The organism is Streptomyces sp. NPDC054796 (assembly GCF_053611545.1).
This window is the reverse complement of the sequence record NZ_JBSHAO010000005.1, coordinates 1-16,718: the sequence shown is the minus strand read 5'-3', so window position 1 is coordinate 16,718 and position 16,718 is coordinate 1. Positions and strand designations below refer to the sequence as shown.

The 16,718-nt window shown below is 73.6% G+C and carries 14 protein-coding genes; 4 read left to right on the top strand and 10 right to left on the bottom strand.

All coding sequences use genetic code 11. The features are described 5' to 3' along the window. Nucleotides 1-35: 35 nt before the first annotated feature. The 3 genes from ACWGJ2_RS05760 to ACWGJ2_RS05750 all read left to right on the top strand — a co-directional run bounded on the left by ACWGJ2_RS05760 (nucleotide 36) and on the right by ACWGJ2_RS05750 (nucleotide 2,805). The gene (locus ACWGJ2_RS05760) at nucleotides 36-1,154 is read left to right on the top strand and encodes an ABC transporter ATP-binding protein (RefSeq protein ID WP_453344701.1); all 1,119 of its coding nucleotides are present in this window, start codon (nucleotides 36-38) and stop codon (nucleotides 1,152-1,154) included. Between the two features lie 262 nt (nucleotides 1,155-1,416). Then, a complete protein-coding gene (locus ACWGJ2_RS05755; protein WP_453344700.1) occupies nucleotides 1,417-1,833 on the top strand; it encodes a hypothetical protein in 417 nt (138 codons plus the stop codon). A 255-nt stretch (nucleotides 1,834-2,088) separates the two neighbouring features. Next, nucleotides 2,089-2,805, top strand: a complete 717-nt coding sequence (locus ACWGJ2_RS05750; RefSeq protein WP_453344699.1) for a nucleotidyltransferase family protein — start codon at nucleotides 2,089-2,091, stop codon at nucleotides 2,803-2,805. A gap of 107 nt (nucleotides 2,806-2,912) precedes the next feature. Here the strand turns inward: ACWGJ2_RS05750 and ACWGJ2_RS05745 are convergent, their stop codons facing one another. The 10 genes from ACWGJ2_RS05745 to ACWGJ2_RS05700 all read right to left on the bottom strand — a co-directional run bounded on the left by ACWGJ2_RS05745 (nucleotide 2,913) and on the right by ACWGJ2_RS05700 (nucleotide 15,354). Then, complete coding sequence (locus ACWGJ2_RS05745; RefSeq protein WP_453344698.1) at nucleotides 2,913-4,718, bottom strand: DoxX family protein; 1,806 nt, start codon at nucleotides 4,716-4,718, stop codon at nucleotides 2,913-2,915. Between the two features lie 162 nt (nucleotides 4,719-4,880). Next, the gene (gene rlmB, locus ACWGJ2_RS05740) at nucleotides 4,881-5,831 is read right to left on the bottom strand and encodes a 23S rRNA (guanosine(2251)-2'-O)-methyltransferase RlmB (RefSeq protein ID WP_453344697.1); all 951 of its coding nucleotides are present in this window, start codon (nucleotides 5,829-5,831) and stop codon (nucleotides 4,881-4,883) included. A gap of 181 nt (nucleotides 5,832-6,012) precedes the next feature. After that, nucleotides 6,013-7,419, bottom strand: a complete 1,407-nt coding sequence (gene cysS, locus ACWGJ2_RS05735; protein ID WP_453344696.1) for a cysteine--tRNA ligase — start codon at nucleotides 7,417-7,419, stop codon at nucleotides 6,013-6,015. A 151-nt stretch (nucleotides 7,420-7,570) separates the two neighbouring features. Then, on the bottom strand, nucleotides 7,571-8,866 hold the full coding sequence (locus ACWGJ2_RS05730) for an MFS transporter (protein ID WP_453344893.1): 1,296 nt from the start codon (nucleotides 8,864-8,866) through the stop codon (nucleotides 7,571-7,573). 163 nt (nucleotides 8,867-9,029) lie between these two features. Then, nucleotides 9,030-10,820 carry an ABC transporter permease subunit gene (locus ACWGJ2_RS05725; RefSeq protein ID WP_453344892.1) on the bottom strand — a complete coding sequence of 597 codons (1,791 nt, stop codon included), beginning with the start codon at nucleotides 10,818-10,820 and terminating at the stop codon, nucleotides 9,030-9,032. A 90-nt stretch (nucleotides 10,821-10,910) separates the two neighbouring features. Then, the gene (locus ACWGJ2_RS05720) at nucleotides 10,911-12,485 is read right to left on the bottom strand and encodes an ABC transporter substrate-binding protein (protein WP_453344695.1); all 1,575 of its coding nucleotides are present in this window, start codon (nucleotides 12,483-12,485) and stop codon (nucleotides 10,911-10,913) included. 27 nt (nucleotides 12,486-12,512) lie between these two features. Next, a complete protein-coding gene (locus ACWGJ2_RS05715; RefSeq protein WP_453344694.1) occupies nucleotides 12,513-13,094 on the bottom strand; it encodes a GNAT family N-acetyltransferase in 582 nt (193 codons plus the stop codon). A 101-nt stretch (nucleotides 13,095-13,195) separates the two neighbouring features. Next, nucleotides 13,196-13,756 (bottom strand): 2-C-methyl-D-erythritol 2,4-cyclodiphosphate synthase, encoded by a 561-nt coding sequence (ispF, locus tag ACWGJ2_RS05710; RefSeq protein ID WP_453344693.1) that lies wholly within the window; start codon nucleotides 13,754-13,756, stop codon nucleotides 13,196-13,198. Continuing rightward, the gene (gene ispD / locus ACWGJ2_RS05705; RefSeq protein ID WP_453344692.1) at nucleotides 13,746-14,501 is read right to left on the bottom strand and encodes a 2-C-methyl-D-erythritol 4-phosphate cytidylyltransferase; all 756 of its coding nucleotides are present in this window, start codon (nucleotides 14,499-14,501) and stop codon (nucleotides 13,746-13,748) included. The genes ispF and ispD overlap by 11 nt, the downstream gene beginning before the upstream one ends. A gap of 370 nt (nucleotides 14,502-14,871) precedes the next feature. Beyond that, nucleotides 14,872-15,354, bottom strand: a complete 483-nt coding sequence (locus ACWGJ2_RS05700; RefSeq protein WP_016472332.1) for a CarD family transcriptional regulator — start codon at nucleotides 15,352-15,354, stop codon at nucleotides 14,872-14,874. 646 nt (nucleotides 15,355-16,000) lie between these two features. On the opposite strand from ACWGJ2_RS05700, the gene ACWGJ2_RS05695 reads away from it, so the two are divergent. Continuing rightward, nucleotides 16,001-16,693: a DUF461 domain-containing protein gene (locus ACWGJ2_RS05695; RefSeq protein WP_453344691.1), complete on the top strand. Its 693-nt coding sequence runs from the start codon at nucleotides 16,001-16,003 to the stop codon at nucleotides 16,691-16,693. Nucleotides 16,694-16,718: the final 25 nt, after the last annotated feature.

Genomic DNA, 16,718 nt, shown 5'->3' with positions numbered 1-16,718 from the left:
TCCGGCACGTACCTGCCGGTGAAGGAGACAACAACATGGCTACGGTCACGTATGACCAGGCGACCCGGACCTATCCGGGTTCCGACAAGCCCGCCGTCGACAAGCTCGACATCGGGATCGAGGACGGGGAGTTCCTCGTGCTCGTCGGACCCTCCGGTTGCGGGAAGTCCACGTCGCTGCGGATGCTCGCGGGGCTCGAGGACGTCAACGAGGGCAACATCCGCATCGGCGACCGGGACGTGACCCACCTGCCGCCGAAGGACCGGGACATCGCGATGGTGTTCCAGAACTACGCGCTGTACCCGCACATGAGCGTCGCCGACAACATGGGCTTCGCGCTCAAGATCGCGGGCGTGCCGAAGTCGGAGATCCGCAAGAAGGTCGAGGACGCGGCGAAGATCCTGGACCTCACCGAGTACCTGGGCCGCAAGCCCAAGGCGCTCTCCGGTGGTCAGCGCCAGCGTGTCGCGATGGGCCGCGCGATCGTCCGGGAGCCGCAGGTGTTCCTCATGGACGAGCCGCTCTCGAACCTGGACGCGAAGCTCCGCGTCCAGACCCGTACGCAGATAGCGGGCCTCCAGCGCCGTCTGGGGATCACCACGGTCTACGTCACCCACGACCAGGTCGAGGCCATGACCATGGGCGACCGCGTGGCCGTGCTCAAGGACGGGCTGCTCCAGCAGGTCGACACCCCGCGCCACATGTACGACCGTCCGGCGAACCTCTTCGTCGCGGGCTTCATCGGCTCCCCCGCCATGAACCTGGTCGAGGTCCCGATCACCGACGGTGGCGTGAAGTTCGGCAACAGCGTCGTGCCCGTCGACCGCGAGGCGCTGAGCGCCGCCGCCGACAAGGGCGACACCACGGTCACGGTCGGCGTCCGCCCTGAGCACTTCGACCTCACCAACGGTGAGAGCAGCGGGCTCTCCAAGGACCAGCCCGCGGGCGTCCCGGTCACCGTGAACGTCGTCGAGGAGCTGGGCGCCGACGGCTACGTCTACGGCACCGCCGAGGTCGGCGGCGAGACCCGCGACCTCGTGGTCCGCGTCAGCGGGCGCGCCGTTCCTGAGAAGGGCGCCGTGGTCCACGTCGTCCCGCGCGGCGGCGAGACCCACGTGTTCTCCACCTCCACCGGCGAGCGCCTCAGCGACTGACCCGGCCGGCGGCCCGGTCGACAGACCGGTCGACAGGCCGGTCGACGGGCCCGCCGTCGCGACAGGCCGGCGCGGCGCCTGACGGCGCCGATCGGCGCAGCGACCGCAACCCCGCGAAGGGGCCGTATCTCCGTAACTCACGGTGATACGGCCCCTTTTCGTGCCCCTACGTCAACACGACTCTCGAACAACACCCTCTTTTCTTCCCTCGACAGAGTGACTAAATGTCGCCAAATCACTACCGCTCGCTACCATCGCGACCGTGAACCACGCAGCCCGCCGTATCGGCCGATCCCTCGCCCTTGTCCTGCCGGTCGTCCTCGTCCTCTCGGGGACCCTCGCGGTCACCCGCGTTCCCTGGGCGACGGCACCCTCCGAGTCCCAGGTGCTGACCGCGTCAGCGGAGAACGCGTCGTCCAAGGCGAAGTCCCGCGCACCGCAGGACGTTCTCCGCGACCGCCTCGTCGCCGAGCTCCAGGAGGAGAACCCCAGCACCGCGCTCACGAGCCTCCAGAAGGAGATGAACCGCAAGCCATCACTCGCCAAGCACTGCACGTCCATCGCGAAGGCCCTCGGCAGGGCGGCCGTCAAGAAGTACGGTGCCGCGCACCGCGCCCACCGCTTCTCGCGCCCCGTCTGCGACACGTCCTTCGCCACCGGCATCGCCCAGATGAACTAGGCGCCGGGCGGCAGCGGGTACGCGAGCACCGCATCGCGCCACCTCGTGCCCCGTCCCCGTGGAACCGCGCGCCCCGGCGCAGCGGCTCACCGTGCGCAGCGCACCACCCACAGCGCCACACCGCTGTCGCCCGCGCCCAACAGACACCCACCCCTCCGCCCCCGCCCGACAAGAAGCGAACCGTTTCACCGCGTTCGCCGCCATTCGCCGCCATTCGGCGACGTTTCACCGCGCGACGCGCATAAAGTGCGCCGCATGACCCAGCGACCCACCCAAGCCGTGGTCCTGGCCGGAGGCCAGGGCTCGCGACTGCGGCCGTACACGGACGACCGCCCGAAGCCGATGGTCGAGATCCCCGGCACCGGCATGCCGATCATCGGCCATCAGCTCTCCTGGCTGGCCGCCGAGGGCGTCACCGACGCCGTCGTCTCCTGCGGTCACCTCGCCGAGGTCCTCCAGGAGTGGCTGGACGGCGCCGAACTCCCCCTGCGCGTCACCACCGTGGTCGAGCGCGAGCCCCTGGGGCGCGGCGGCGGGCTGAAGTACGCGGCGGGCTCACTGCCGCGCCCCGATCAGCCCTGGTACGCCACCAACGGCGACATCTGGACGCGCTTCTCGCTGCGCGCGATGGCCGACTTCCACGACGAGCGCGACGCGACGGCCACCCTCGCGCTGGCCCGCCCGCGCATCCCCTGGGGCGCCGTCGAGACCGACCGCTTCGGGCACGTCCTCGACTTCATCGAGGCGCCGCCCTCCCCGTATCTGATCAACGCGGGCGTCTACGTCTTCTCCCCCGCCTTCTCCGGGCTGCTGCCCGACCGGGGCGACCACGAGCGCACCACCTTCCCCCGGCTCGCCCGTGAGCGGCGCCTGGCGGGCTTCCCGCTGCCCCAGGGCGCGTACTGGCGGGCCATCGACACCGCCAAGGACCTCACGGAGGCCGCCAAGGAGCTGGAGGGCCACCCCTCGTAGCCACCCCGTGGTCGCGCACGCGCGCACACGTGTAAGGGGCCCGCTCCATGGAGCGGGCCCCTTACCGGGCCGGGGGCCGGGGCCGGGGGCCGGAAGACCGGGAGGGCCTAGCCCCCGCCGCCCAGCAGGCCACCCAGCGCGCCGCCGCCCCCGCTGTCCCCGCCCCCGGAGGACGACGTGGAGCTGCGTCCGCTGCCCGAACCGCCCGTGGTGCCGCCCGCCGCGCTGCTGCCGCTCTGCGTCCCCGTCGTGCCGCCCGCCGAGGGCTGCGCGTCGGGCGCCGACTGCTGGGCCGGGGGCGCCGTCTGCTGCTGCGGCGCCTGGACCGTCTCCTGCTGGCCCGGCTGCCGCGGCCCCGCCGTCTCGCCCGGCTGCTGCTGGCCCGTCGAGGCGGACGCCGAGGGGCTGGCCGAGCGCTTGTCCCTGCCCTCGCCAGGGGCGCCGGGCGAGCCCGTCGCGCCCGGGCCCTGCGTGGCCTGGCCGCCCGCCGTGCGCTGCCCTGGACCCTTCGGCAGCGGGGAGCCGGGAAGCTGGTTCGTCGGCGGGTGGCCGGGCTCGGGGACCGTGGCCGTCTGCGAGGAGCGCACGGCCCCGCCCAGCGTGGAGCCGATCAGCAGCGCAGAGCCGACGACGATGGTGGCGACGACGGCGCCGCGCCGCAGCACCCTGCGGCGCAGGTCCCAGAGGTCGGCGCGGGGGCCGAGCTTCCGCCAGGCGTCCGTCGCCAGCTTGCCGTCGACGGAGTAGACCGGCGCGCCCGCGATGAGGAGCGGGCTCCAGGCGGCGAGGTAGATGATGTCCGGCGCGTCGTACGCGGGAACCGTGCTCCAGCTCACCGTCATCAGCAGCGCCGCCGACAGCAGCGCCCCGATCCCGGCCGCGAGCCGCTGCCACAGCCCGCACATCGTCAGTACGCCGACGATGACCTGGAGGAAGGCGACGGTCAGCCCCGAGCCGACGGGGTGCTCCAGCGCGAAGTCCCGCAGGGGCGAGGCGATGGTCCACGGCTCCAGTTTGCGCAGCCAGGTGACCATCGAGCCGCGTTCGCCGCCGTCGAAGTACACGGGGTCGCAGAGCTTGCCCATGCCCGCGTAGATGGAGATGAAGCCGAGGAAGACCCGCAGGGGGAGCAGGACGACGCCGAGGTTCATCCGGCGCCCTGGGTAGTACGCCTGGCGGCGTGCGACGTCGGCCGCCGCGCCCCCGCCGATCCGGTACTCCTGGTCTCTCAGCTCGTACGCGCCCTCGTCCCCGCCGGGGCCGGTACCGGTTCCGGAGCCGTCCGCGAGGGCTCCCGGCTCGTCGTCGAACGCGCCGCGCGCGGGCCGCACCCCCCGCAGCAGCGGCTCGGGGGCCGTCTCGGGGGGACGGGGGCCGCGCGGGGGGCCGACGACGGTCGCGGGGCCGGCCGCTCGCGCGTCGCCCTCCTCGACCCGGGGCAGCGTCTGCGTGGTGGCGCCGGGCGTCTCCGGGACCTCCTGGGTGCCCGCGCGCACCGCCTGGAGCAGCTTCGTCGCGCCGGACTCGCCGGGCTCGGTGTGCCCGCTCCAGACGACGGGCGCGCGCCGCCTGGCGTGCGCGCCGCGTTCGCTCCCCGCCGCCGGGCCCTGGCCCGGGGCCGCGCCCGCGGTGACCGCGGGAAACTGCTCCGTGTCCTCGAACGCACCGCCCCTGGCGGCGCCTCGGGATGCGGTACGGGAAGCGCTCGCGGAAGTGGCCCTGGCCGTCGACGCGGCGAGCTGCACACGGAAGCTCGCGTGGTTGACGATGACCTGCGCGGGATCGGAGGGGACCTTGACCGTGCTCAGCACCGGCTCGTCATCGAAGAATCCGCGCGGGCTTCCCCCTGGGTCCTCCCCAGGGCGCCTGCCCGAGGGGCCGGGTGTGCGGGGTGTTCTCGTGTCCACGCTCATCTAACCGAGTGATGGACGTTTAAGACACTGCCTTGACCGGACTGATCTGTCCGAGGCCCGTCAAGCCCGGCGGACCGGCCCCGCGCGTACGCCCGCGAGCCCCGTCGCGCGCCCCCGGGCCCGCCCGCGTCACGGGCCCGCAGCACGGACTCCCGACGGTCGTCAGGCGCGCCTGCGCGCCGCCTCGTAGAGGACCACGCCCGCGGCCACGCCCGCGTTCAGCGACTCGGCGCCGCCCGGCATCGGGATGCGGACGCGGACGTCGCAGGTCTCGCCGACGAGCCGGGACAGGCCCTTGCCCTCGCTGCCGACCACGATGACCACGGGGCCGTCCAGCGCCGCCAGGTCCTGGAGCTCGACCTCGCCGTCGGCGGCGAGGCCGACGACCGTGGCGCCCGCCTTCTGGTAGCCCTCCAGCGCGCGGGTCAGATTGGTGGCGCGCGCGACCGGCGTACGGGCGGCCGTGCCCGCCGAGGTCTTCCAGGCGCCCGCCGTCATCCCGGCCGCCCTGCGTTCGGGCACCACGACGCCGTGCCCGCCGAAGGCGGAGACGGAGCGGACGACCGCGCCGAGGTTGCGCGGGTCGGTGACGCCGTCGAGGGCGACGATCAGCGGGTCCTCGCCGTCGTCGTAGGCCGCGGCGGTGAGGTCCTCGGGGTGCGCGTACTCGTAGGGCGGGACCTGGAGGACGAGGCCCTGGTGGTTGAGCCCGTTCGTCATGCGGTCCAGCTCGGGCTTGGGGGCCTCCATCAGGTGGATGCCGCCGCGCTCGCCCGCCACGCGCACGGCCTCGCGCACGCGCTCGTCGTTCTCGATGAACTGCTGCACGTACAGCGTGTTCGCCGGCACACCCTCGCGCAGCGCCTCGACCACGGAGTTACGGCCGACGACCAGCTCCGACGTGCCCTTGCCGCTGCCCTTGCGCTGCGGGCGGCCCTGGGCGCGACGGGTCCTGGCCTGCGCCGCGCGCTGCTTGGCGTGGCCCTTGCGCATCTCGGCGGGCGGGGTCGGGCCCTTGCCCTCCAGGCCGCGGCGGCGCTGGCCGCCGCTGCCGACCTGCATGCCCTTCTTGTTCGACGTGCGCTTGTTACGGCGCTGGCTGTTTCCCGCCATGTCAGTGCACCTGTTTCTCTTCCTGCGCCGCACTGCGTCCGGCGGTCACGGCTTGCTGCTGATGTTTGTTCACCGGGCCGCGCGCGTACGGACGGGGGTACGGCATCCGTACGGCACACACCTACGACCGTACGCGAGCCGGTGCCCGAGGGGCGCGGGTCAGTGGCGGATCGGTGGCGGATCAGTGGGAGCCGTCCAGCTCCCAGCGCGGGCCCGAGGGGGTGTCCTCGATGACGAGTCCGGCCCCCTTCAGTTCGTCGCGGATGGCGTCCGCCGTCGCGTAGTCCTTGCGGGCACGCGCCGCCTGGCGCTGGTCCAGCACGAGACGGACCAGCGAGTCGACGACGGCGTGCAGGTCCTCGCCGCGCGCCGTGTCGCCCCCGGAGGTCCACTGCGGCTCCAGCGGGTCGAGGCCGAGGACGCCGAGCATGGCCCGTACGTCGGCGAGGGCCGTGGCCGCCGTCTCCTTGTCGTTCGCGCTCAGGGCCGCGTTGCCCTGGCGGACCGTGGTGTGGAGCACGGCGAGCGCCTGGGGGACGGCGAAGTCGTCGTCCATGGCCTCGGCGAAGGACGCCGGGACCTCGGCGGCCGGCCCGGTGGCACCCACCGTCTCGGCCGCGCGCTGGAGGAAGCCCTCGATGCGGCCGAAAGCGGCCTCGGCCTCGCGCAGCGACTCCTCGCTGTACTCGACGGTGGAGCGGTAGTGCGGGGTGCCCAGGTAGTAGCGCAGGACGACGGGGCGCCAGTGCTTGACCATCTCGGAGACGAGCACCGAGTTGCCGAGCGACTTGCTCATCTTCTCGCCGCTCATGGTGACCCAGGCGTTGTGCGCCCAGTAGGCGGCGAAGTCGTCGCCGAACGCCTTGGACTGGGCGATCTCGTTCTCGTGGTGCGGGAAGACGAGATCGACGCCGCCGCCGTGGATGTCGAAGGCCGGGCCGAGATACTTGTGCGCCATCGCCGAGCACTCCAGGTGCCAGCCGGGGCGGCCACGGCCCCAGGGCGTCTCCCAGCTCGGCTCGCCCGGCTTGGCGGCCTTCCACATGGCGAAGTCGCGCGGGTCCCGCTTGCCGGTCTCGCCCTCGCCCTCGGGCTGGAGGAGGTTGTCCAGCTCCTGGTTGGAGAGCTGGAGATAGCCGTCGTAGGAGCGGACGTCGAAATAGACGTTGCCGTCCGAGGCGTAGGCGTGGCCGCTGTCGATGAGGGCGCGCATCATCTCGACCATCTCGGGGACGTGGCCCGTGGCGCGCGGCTCGTAGGTGGGCGGCAGGCAGCCGAGTGCGTCGTAGGCGGCGTTGAAGGCGCGCTCGTTCTCGTAGCCGATCGACCACCAGGGACGGCCCTGGTCGGCGGCCTTGGCGATGATCTTGTCGTCGATGTCCGTGACGTTGCGGACGAAGGTGACGTCATAGCCGCGGTACGTGAACCAGCGGCGCATGATGTCGAAGTTGAGCCCCGAGCGGATGTGCCCGATGTGCGGGGCCGCCTGCACCGTCGCGCCGCACAGGTAGATCGAGACACAGCCCGGCACGAGGGGGCTGAAATCGCGAATCTGCCGGGCGCTGGTGTCGTACAGGCGAATAGTCACGCGTCAAGGGTAGTAGGCGCGCGGGGGTGCCGGTGCCGCACCTGGGGACGTGGTGGAGGCGGGTCCGCGCGGAGGCGACGCGGAAGAGTGGTTTACGGGGCCGTCGTCGGCAGAGCGGAGCGGTGGCGCGGCGCCTGGGACGACGGGTCCGTCAGGCCGCCGCGCGGGGCCCCACCGCGCGGGCCGCGACCGCGCCCAGCAGCGGCACGGCCGCCAGCGCCGCCCACGCCGTCGCGGGCCCGAGGCCGCTGCCCAGGAGCGCGCCCGTCGCCGCGCTCCCGCCCAGCACGACGAGCCCCGAGAACGACGAGAGCGCGCCCATCGCGAAGCCCAGGTGCCGGTCGGGGACGTACTCCGTGACCAGCGCACGTGCGGAGGGCACCGCCAGCATCTGGCCGAGGGTCAGCAGCAGCACGTATCCGGCGGCGGGCAGCAACCCGTAGGGCCCTGTGAGCCCGAACGGCGCGGCCACCGCGACGACGGCGAACCCGGACGCGACGACGAGCAGCCCGAGGCAGAGCGTGGCGCGCTGGCCCAGCCGCTCCCCCGCGCGGGCCGTGACGGGCAACTGCGCGCAGACGACGAGGAGTGAGGAGAGCGCGAAGAGCCAGCCCAGCGCGGCCTGCGAACCGGTCGCGCGCACGACCTCCTCGGGGAGGGCCAGATAGAGCTGGTTGTAGGCGAGGAGGTAGGTGCTGTAGGCGAGGCAGAGGAGGAGGAAGGGACGGTTGCGCAGCGCGGCGCGGGCCGCCACGCGGGCCCCTTCGCGGGGGCTCGCAGGCTCCGACGGGTCACGGGAGCCGTCCTCGCGCTGGTCGCGGCGGGGCATCAGGCGCCACTGCGCGGCCAGTACGGCGACGAAGACGAGGGCTCCCGCCCAGCAGGCCGTACGGAAGTCGGCCAGCAGGAGCAGCGAGCCGAGCAGCGGGCCCAGGAACGAACCGGCCTGCCCGGCGGCCGAGAAGACCGCGAGCGTACGGGCGCGGGGGTGCCCCGTCGCCGCCTCGAACCTGACCGCCTGGCGCGCGGTCTCCGACTCGACGGCGGGCGAGAAGAGGGCCGCCGCGAAGCCGACGCAGACGACGGCGGCGACCACGGAGACGGTGCCGTCCGCCCGCGCGAGCCACAGGAACCCGGCGATCCGCAGCACGCACCCGACGAGCACGACCGGGCGCGGCCCGTACCGGTCCGTGAGCAGCCCGCCGACCACGAAGAGACCCTGCTGGCTGAACGTCCGCAGCCCCAGCACGAGGCCGACGAGCCAGCCGCCCATGCCGAGCCCTTCGCCCAGGTGCGCAGCGAGGTAGGGGAGGACGGCGAAGAAGCCGACGTTGAAGGCGAGCTGGGTGACGGCGAGCAGACGGAGGAGCGGCGGCAGCACGCGCAGATCCCGCAACGCCCCGCCCTTCTCCCGCAGCCCTCCGGCCCCGCTGCGTGCGCCGGGCACGCCCGGAGCGGGGCCGCCCCGGCGCTCCGGGCGCTCCGGACGGCTCACCGGACAGCCCCCTCCGCCAGCGGACGGCCATCGGCGGACGCGCCAGCACCCTCGGCCCCACGCCGCCACCCGCCCGGAGCGGCGCCGCCCCGGCGCTCCGGGCGCTCCGAACGGCTCACCGGACAGCCCCCTCCGCCAGCGGACGGCCATCGGCGGACGCGCCGACGCCCTCGGCCCGTACCGCGTCCCCTCCCCCGCGACGGCGCGGGAGCCGGAGGGAGCCGGCGAGGACGGAGAGTGCGCCCAGCGCTGCCAGTGCGGTGGCGGGGGCGAGGACGGCCCAGGGGGCGCGTTCCACGTACGGCATGTTCTCCGAGAGCATCCGGCCCCACTCCGGAGCCGGAGGTTCCGCGCCCAGGCCGAGGAACCCCAGGGAGGCGAGCGCCAGGGCCAGCGCCGGAACGCGCAGCAGCGCGTGCCGCAGCACGGGCGGGAGGACACCGGGCAGGACGTGCCGCGTCAGCAGATGCGCGCGCCCGGCGCCGAGCGCGACGGCGGACTCCAGGTGCGCGGCGGCCCGTTCCTCCTCGTACAGCCCCGCCGTGTGCGCGGCGAGCGGCGCCCAGGCCACCACGGCGACGGCGACGGCCGCGCCCCACGCGCCGGGCCCCAGCAGGCCCGCGACGATCAGTCCGGACACCACGGGCGGCAGCGCGTTGGCGACCTCGCGCAGGCCCTCCGTCCAGCGGGCCAGCAGCCCGGCCGCCAGCCCCGCGAGCAGTGTGACGGCGCCGACGGCGACGGCGGTGAGCGCCGTACGGGCCGCGCCGTGCCCCAGCCTGGCCAGCACGTCGCGGCCCAGCGAGTCGGTGCCCAGCGGATGCGCGGCGCTCGGCGACGCCAGCCGCGCCGCCGCGTCGACGGCGAGCGGGTCGCGCAGCAGCCCCGCGACGACGGTGACCGCGAGCACCGCGCCCAGCACGCCCGTCGCGCCCCACAGCAGCGGCCCCGCGGGCAGCCGGGGGCGGCGCAGCGCGGGGATGGCGGCGGCGTGCAGCGCGGGGCCGATCAGCGTGCGCCGGGCCACGCCCACGAGCGCTCCCACCGCGACACCGAGCGCGAGCAGCACGAGCACGCTCGCCTGGAGTACGGGCAGGTCCTGCGCGAGCGCCGCGTCGAGCGCCGTCCTGCCAAGACCCGGCACGGCGAACAGGGACTCCACGGCGACGGCGCCGCCCGTCAGACCGACGACGACGAAGCCGAACTGCGGCAGCAGCGGCGGCAGCACCCGGCGCAGCGCGTGCCGTGCGATGCGCGCGGGCGGCACGCCGAAGGCCACGTTCGTGCGGACCCACGGTTCGGCGAAGGCGGCGGGCAGCGCGTCGTCCAGCAGCCGTCCCAGCAGCGCCCCCGCGGGCACGCCCATGGCCAGCGCGGGCAGCACGGCCGTCTGCGGCCCGTCCCAGCCCAGCGGCGGGAACCAGCCGAGGCGTACGGCGAAGACGGCCGCGAACACGGCGGCCAGCAGGAACTCGGGCAGCGCCGCCAGCACGGCGGCCACCGTCCCGGCCCGCGCCCGCACCGCGCCCGTGCCGCGCGCGCCCGCGAGCAGCGTGCGGAGGCCGAGCGCGGCGGCCAGCAGGAGGGCGACGGCGAGGGAGACGCCCATGAGCGTCAGCGAGACGCCGAGCGCGGAGAGGACGTCGGGGCGCACGGGGAGGCCCGAGACCCATGAGGTGCCGAAGTCGCCGCGTACGAGGCCGCCGAGCCAGCGGCCGAGGACGCGCGCCGGGCCGTCGTCGAGGCCGGTCTGCGCGCGGATGGCGGCGAGGGCCGAGGGGGTCGGCTCACGGTCGGCGTAGCGGGCGTGCAGGATCGCGCGGGCCGGGTCGGTACGGGTCAGCCAGGGCAGCAGCCCGACGGCGAGCAGCACGAGGACCGCGGCGGCGAGCCGTCCGGCGGCCACCCACAGCCCGGCGGCGAGCGCCTTGCCCGACGGGCCCCTGCCCGACGGTTCCGTCGCGCCCGCGCGGGATATGCCTCCCGCCCGCACCGCTCAGCCGCGCCGCGTGTCGGCGGTGACCAGGGTGCGCTCCATCGGGTCGAAGGAGACCCCCTCGACACCGTCGGCCACGCCCTGGATGAAGCGCTCGTGGAGGAGCGGTACGACGGCGTCGGTGCCCAGCACCCGCGCCTCGGCACGCATCTCGGCGCTCTGCCGCTTCTCCGTGTCGGCGGTGCCCGCCGCCTTGCGCACGGCGGAGTCGACGGAGCCGTCGCAAAGCTGGGAGATGTTGAAGGAGCCGTCGCAGGTGAAGTCGGACTGGAGGTAGGAGACCGGGTCGCCGGTGTCCAGGAGGGTGTTGCGGGCCTGGAGGAACGCGTCGTACTTGCCGGAGAGCGCGTCCGCCTCCATCTGCGCGTAGTCGCGGACGTCCTGCTTGACCTTGAACCCCGCCTTGCGCAACTGCTGCTGGAGGACGGTGGCGACCTCGGGCAGCTCGGGCCGGTTGGTGTACGTGGCCAGCGTGATGGTCTTCGTCGCCTTCACGTCCTTCTCCGGCGCGGCGTCGGCGCGCCCGGAGACCTTGACCCGCTTGTCCTGCGCCCAGCTCACGCCGGGTCCGAACAGCCCGCGCGGGGTGTCGGCGCGGCCCTCGTAGACGCCCTTGATCAGCGCCTTGCTGTCGACGGCCTCGCGCACGGCCGCGCGCATGCCCGCGTCCTTGAAGACGCCGCGCTCGGTGTTGAGGTAGAGGCTGTTGGTGCGCGCCGTTGGCACCTCGTGGACCTGCTTCTCGTCGAGCACGGACGCCTGCGAGACGGGGACGTACTCGGCGATGTCGGTCTGGCCGCCGCGCAGCGCGTTGGCGCGGGCCGTGCCGTCGGACACGAACTTCACGTCCACGCCGGAGGCCTTGGCCTTGCCGCCCCAGTAGGTCCCGTTGCGCTCCAGGGTCGCGCTCGCGGTGCCGTTGAGGCGGGTGAGGGTGAAGGGGCCCGTCGCGTGCCCGGCCGGGTCCACCCTGCCGCCCTTGTCCGAGCCCTTCGCGCCCTTGCCGTCCTTGTCGCCCTTGCCGCCCTCTGACGTGTCGGCCGCCCCGTAGGCGCCCGCCGAGAGCACGGCCAGCGAGGGGTTGGCGAGGCGCTGGGGCAGCAGCGCGTCGGGCTCGCTGCTGGTGACCCGTACCTTGCGGGCGCCCTCCGCCTCGGCCTTCAGGTCGCCCGCGTCGCTGAGGACGCGCGGCTTCGGCGACGCCTTCTCGGCCTCCTCCAGGGAGCGCACGACGGCGTCCGCGTTCACCGGGTCGCCGTCCTGGAAACGCGCCTCGCGCAGCGTGAACGTCCACTCCTTGCCGCCGCCCGACGGCTTCCAGGACGTGGCGAGCGCCGGCTTGACCTCACCCTTGGCGTCGAGCTTGGTGAGGCCCTCGATCACGGAGAGCCTGCTGAGGGTGACGGCGTCGTCCCCGTAGGGGCTCATGCCCTGCGCGGGCGGGAAGGCCATCGCCACCCGGAGCCGTTCGCCGCCGCTGCCGGAGTCCTGGCCGCCGCACGCGGTGAGGGCGCCGGTGGCGAGCAGGGAGACCGCGGCGAGCGGGAGGAGGCGGGAACGGCGTATTCGGGACATGCTCAGCACTCTATCTGAAAACGATTCTCACTCAGCGGCCACGGCGACGGCCCCCGGGGCCGAAGCGGACGCCGAAGCAGGCACGGGCAGCGGCAGCTCGAAGTGGACGATGCCCTGTCCGCCGCCGGGCAGCGCGCGCTCGTCGCACACCTCCCGCGCGATCGACCGCCAGAAGGGCTCGGCGCCGGGCACGGAGGGGTCGGTGTGGAGGTAGAGCGCCGTGTAGCCGCCCGCCTCCGCGACGAAGGCGCTCAGCTCGCGCACCATGGCGCGGGCGATGCCGAGGCGGCGGTACTCCGGGCGCACGTAGATCCGGCAGAGCTGCGCCGTGCTGCCGGAGGGGAAGCGCCGGGCGATCCACTCGGGGTTCGGCGGCGACTGCGGCCCCTCGTCGCGCACGGCGCCCGTGGCCACGATCCGGCCGTCGTCGGCCTCGGCGACGAGCAGCGTGCGGCGCTCGGGGCGCAGATACGTGCCCTCGACGTCGATGATGTCGCGGTGCCAGCGCGGCACGTACCCGGACCGCAGATCGCCGTAGACGGTATCGAGCATGACGCTGCGGGCGGCGTCGGCGTCGGCGGGGGTCGCGGTGCGCAGTACGTAGGACATCGCCCACAAGACTAACTGCGAACCATGCGCAACAGCGGGTGACCCGTATCTCAGCTCTCGCCGCAGCCACCCGGCCCCCTGCCGGGGCGCCCCGGACCCGCTCAGCCCCCGGCCCGCACCACCAGCGCCGTGGCCATCGCCGCCAGCCCCTCGCCCCGCCCCGTCAGGCCGAGCCCGTCCGTGGTCGTGCCCGAGACGGAGACCGGCGCGCCGACCGCGTCGGACAGCGCGCGCTGCGCCTCGTCGCGCCGCTTGCCGACCTTGGGACGGACGCCGATCACCTGGATGGCGACATTGCCGATCTCGTACCCCGCAGCGCGTACGATCCGCGCCGCCTCCGTCAGCAGCGTGACCCCGGAGGCGCCGGACCACTCGGGGCGCGAGGTGCCGAAGTGGGCGCCGAGATCGCCGAGTCCAGCGGCGGAGAAGAGGGCGTCGCAGGCGGCGTGCGCGGCGACGTCGCCGTCGGAGTGCCCGGCGAGGCCGTGGCTCTCGCCCTCCCACAGCAGCCCGGCGCACCACAGCTCGCGCCCCTCCTCGAAGGCGTGCACGTCCGTCCCGGTGCCCACCCTGGGCAGCCCGGCCCGGGACGTGGTCGCGGCGACGGCGCCGGACGACACGGGCGCCTCGGGCGGCAGCTCGGCAGGCGGCTCAGAAGGCATCGGTCGCCCTCCTTCGCGCGAGGACGGCCTCGGCCAGCACCAGATCGAGCGGACGCGTCACCTTGAACGCCTCCTCGTGCCCGGGGACGACCACGACCTGGACGCCCGTGCGCTCGACCATGCCCGCGTCGTCCGTCGCGCCCTCTCCCTCCCGGGCGACGCGCTCGTGGGCCTCGGCCAGCACCTCCCGGGCAAAGCCCTGGGGCGTCTGCACGGCACGCAGCCGCGACCTGTCCGGGGTGCCGGTGACGGGCTCGGGCGCGCCGTTCCCGCGCGGCTCGACCTCCTTGACCGTGTCGGAGACCGGCAGCGCGGGCACGACGGCCGGGGCCCCGTCCCGCACGGCGGCGGCCACCGCGTCCACGGTGTCCACCGGCACCAGCGGGCGGGCCGCGTCGTGCACGAGGACGGTGCCGATGTCGTCGGGAAGGACGGCCAGGCCCAGCCGCACGGAGTCCTGCCGGGTCTCGCCGCCGGGGACGACGACCACGTCGGAGAGCGAGTGCTCGTCGAGGAGGTTGCGGACCTCCTTGGCGCCGTCGGACGGGGCGACCACGACGACGAGCGACACCGCGCGGGCCCGCTCCATGGCGCGCACGGCGTGCACGAGCATCGGGGTGCCGCTCAGCGTGCGCAGCGCCTTGGGCGCGCCGGGCCCCAGACGCACCCCGCGGCCTGCCGCGGGGATGACGACGGCGGTCCGGGATTCGGGGTCACGGGCCTGGCCCGTGGATTCACGTGACATCGGTTGCGCGTTCAGGTTTGTGTCCTCAGCCGGTATGGGTATGGCCACAGCGTGCCGGGCGCGACGCCCCCGACCGGACCCTTCCGTGATGACGGTCGAGGCATCTGCCCGGGCCCGGCACACTTCCCGCTCTCGCGGGCAGAAGTGCAGAAGTTGAGATTACTGAACGTCGTGGGCTGGTCGCAGACATGCCGCAGCGCCCGGCGACAGAACTGCATCACACGGGCACTGCGGCACATCGCTGCTGCTACTGCACTACAACTCGCTCTTCCTCCGCGCTTCTCGCGTTCGCGGGGAACCTCGCGCAGGACGCGTGAGGAGAAGAGGAGAGCGGAAGGTGAAGATCAAGAACGCGTACGCACAGCGCGCGTCAGGACGCGAGGACCTCGTCGAGCAGGGCCTCGGCCTTGTCTTCGTTGGTGTTCTCCGCGAGGGCCAGCTCGCTCACCAGGATCTGGCGCGCCTTGGCCAGCATCCGCTTCTCTCCGGCCGAGAGACCACGCTCGCGCTCACGGCGCCAGAGGTCACGCACGACCTCCGCCACCTTGATCACGTCGCCGGAAGCGAGCTTCTCAAGATTCGCCTTGTAGCGCCGGGACCAGTTGGTGGGCTCTTCCGCATACGGTGCGCGGAGCACCTCGAAGACCCTGTCCAGCCCGTCCGAACCGACTACATCACGCACGCCCACGAACTCCGCATTGTCCGCTGGCACACGAACCGTCAAGTCGCCTTGCGCGACCTTCAGAACCAAGTAGGTCTTGTCCACGCCTTTGATCTGGCGAGTTTCGATGGCCTCGATCAGCGCGGCCCCGTGATGGGGATAGACCACGGTGTCGCCAACCTTGAACGTCATGTGTCAGGTACCCCTTCCGTGGCTATCTAGAGTAACACGGGAACGGCCTCTTCTGAATGGCGTTTTCGCAGGTCAGGGCATATCTCGGGGCTTGACAACCCACCCCGTATCGTGCTTCGGCGGGTCGTTGCAAGCGGGTATTCGCAGGTCGGGGCCCATCTGCGCGCCGAGTGAAACCCGCTCGTCACGGTCCCGGAAGTGCCGCCAGAAGTGAGCGACTGTCCGTTTTGTCCGGCTGTAAGTAGTAGTCCGTTCGGCGTCAGTTCCACTGTCGCGCGGACTTTCCGAAGAATTGATCAACAGCTCACTTTGATCAATTCACGAGGGTCTTCCGGGCCTTCTTCACACGGTCCCCGCTTTCTTTCCCCGGAATCGCCCGTACGGATGTCGTCCGGCACTGGCGCGGGTGCGCGGCGCGCCCCGCGGGTGCTTCGCGTGGGGTTCCGGATGACGGTCCGCGTGGCGTTCCGGATGACGGTCCGTCGTCGGCCGGAGGGTCGGGTGCGGGGCGCGCGAGGCGGCTCGGTAACCTGAGCGCGCCAGATGACGTCACTGGCGACGTGCCCCGCCCCGGCGGGGATGCCCCATCCGACCGCGACCGGCACGTAGTTCGGCCGCAAGAGCTCGCCAAGGAGATGCCGCCGCCGTGAGCAGCAGCCTTCGACGCGGCACCCTCGCCGCCACCGCCCTGACGCTCTCCGTCCTCACGCTCTCCGCCTGTGGTGCGGGGAACGACGCGCAGACCCTTCAGATCAAGCCGGACAACGCCGCGGTCCACGTCGGCGACATCAAGATCCAGAACGCCAATGTGGTGACCGCCCCCGACGGTTCGGGTGCCGCCACCGTGACCGGCCGGATCTTCAACGACGGCACCAAGGACGAGACCCTGGAGTCGGTCACCGTCCGCGGCGCCGGCCAGGCGAAGCTGAGCCCCGCCGAGGGCGAGAAGAAGGTGACCGTCCCCGCGGGCGGCTCCCTGGCGCTCGGCGGCGAGGGCAATGCCTCGGCCCTGCTGGAGAACGCCGGGGGCAAGGTCAGCAACGGCAGCGCGCAGCCCGTCACCTTCAGCCTCAGCAGCACGGGCGCGGTCAAGCTGCGCGCGACGGTGGTCCCCGCGACGCACCAGTACGAGAAGTCCGGGCCGAGCGTCCAGCCGTCGCCGTCCGGTTCGGCGTCCGCTTCCGAGTCGGCCGGTGCGTCGGAGGGCCAGGAGGGCCAGGAGAGCGCGCAGGGCGCCGAGGGCGACGCCTCCGGCAAGCCGAGCACCGGCGCGAGCGAGTCCGCCTCCGGCTCGGAGTCGCAGGAGTCGGCCGACGGCGGAGCGCACGCGAGCCACTGAGCCGCCGCCCGCGCCCGGCCTGCGG

Bases quoted from the DNA above. Each gene is read 5' to 3' on its own strand.
- ACWGJ2_RS05760 (WP_453344701.1), top strand. From the start codon at position 36: ATGGCTACGGTCACGTATGACCAGGCGACCCGGACCTATCCGGGTTCC.
- ACWGJ2_RS05750 (WP_453344699.1), top strand. From the start codon at position 2,089: ATGACCCAGCGACCCACCCAAGCCGTGGTCCTGGCCGGAGGCCAGGGC.
- ACWGJ2_RS05745 (WP_453344698.1), bottom strand. From the start codon at position 4,718: ATGAGCGTGGACACGAGAACACCCCGCACACCCGGCCCCTCGGGCAGG.
- rlmB (WP_453344697.1), bottom strand. From the start codon at position 5,831: ATGGCGGGAAACAGCCAGCGCCGTAACAAGCGCACGTCGAACAAGAAG.
- ACWGJ2_RS05720 (WP_453344695.1), bottom strand. From the start codon at position 12,485: ATGTCCCGAATACGCCGTTCCCGCCTCCTCCCGCTCGCCGCGGTCTCC.
- ACWGJ2_RS05715 (WP_453344694.1), bottom strand. From the start codon at position 13,094: ATGTCCTACGTACTGCGCACCGCGACCCCCGCCGACGCCGACGCCGCC.
- ispF (WP_453344693.1), bottom strand. From the start codon at position 13,756: ATGCCTTCTGAGCCGCCTGCCGAGCTGCCGCCCGAGGCGCCCGTGTCG.
- ispD (WP_453344692.1), bottom strand. From the start codon at position 14,501: ATGTCACGTGAATCCACGGGCCAGGCCCGTGACCCCGAATCCCGGACC.
- ACWGJ2_RS05700 (WP_016472332.1), bottom strand. From the start codon at position 15,354: ATGACGTTCAAGGTTGGCGACACCGTGGTCTATCCCCATCACGGGGCC.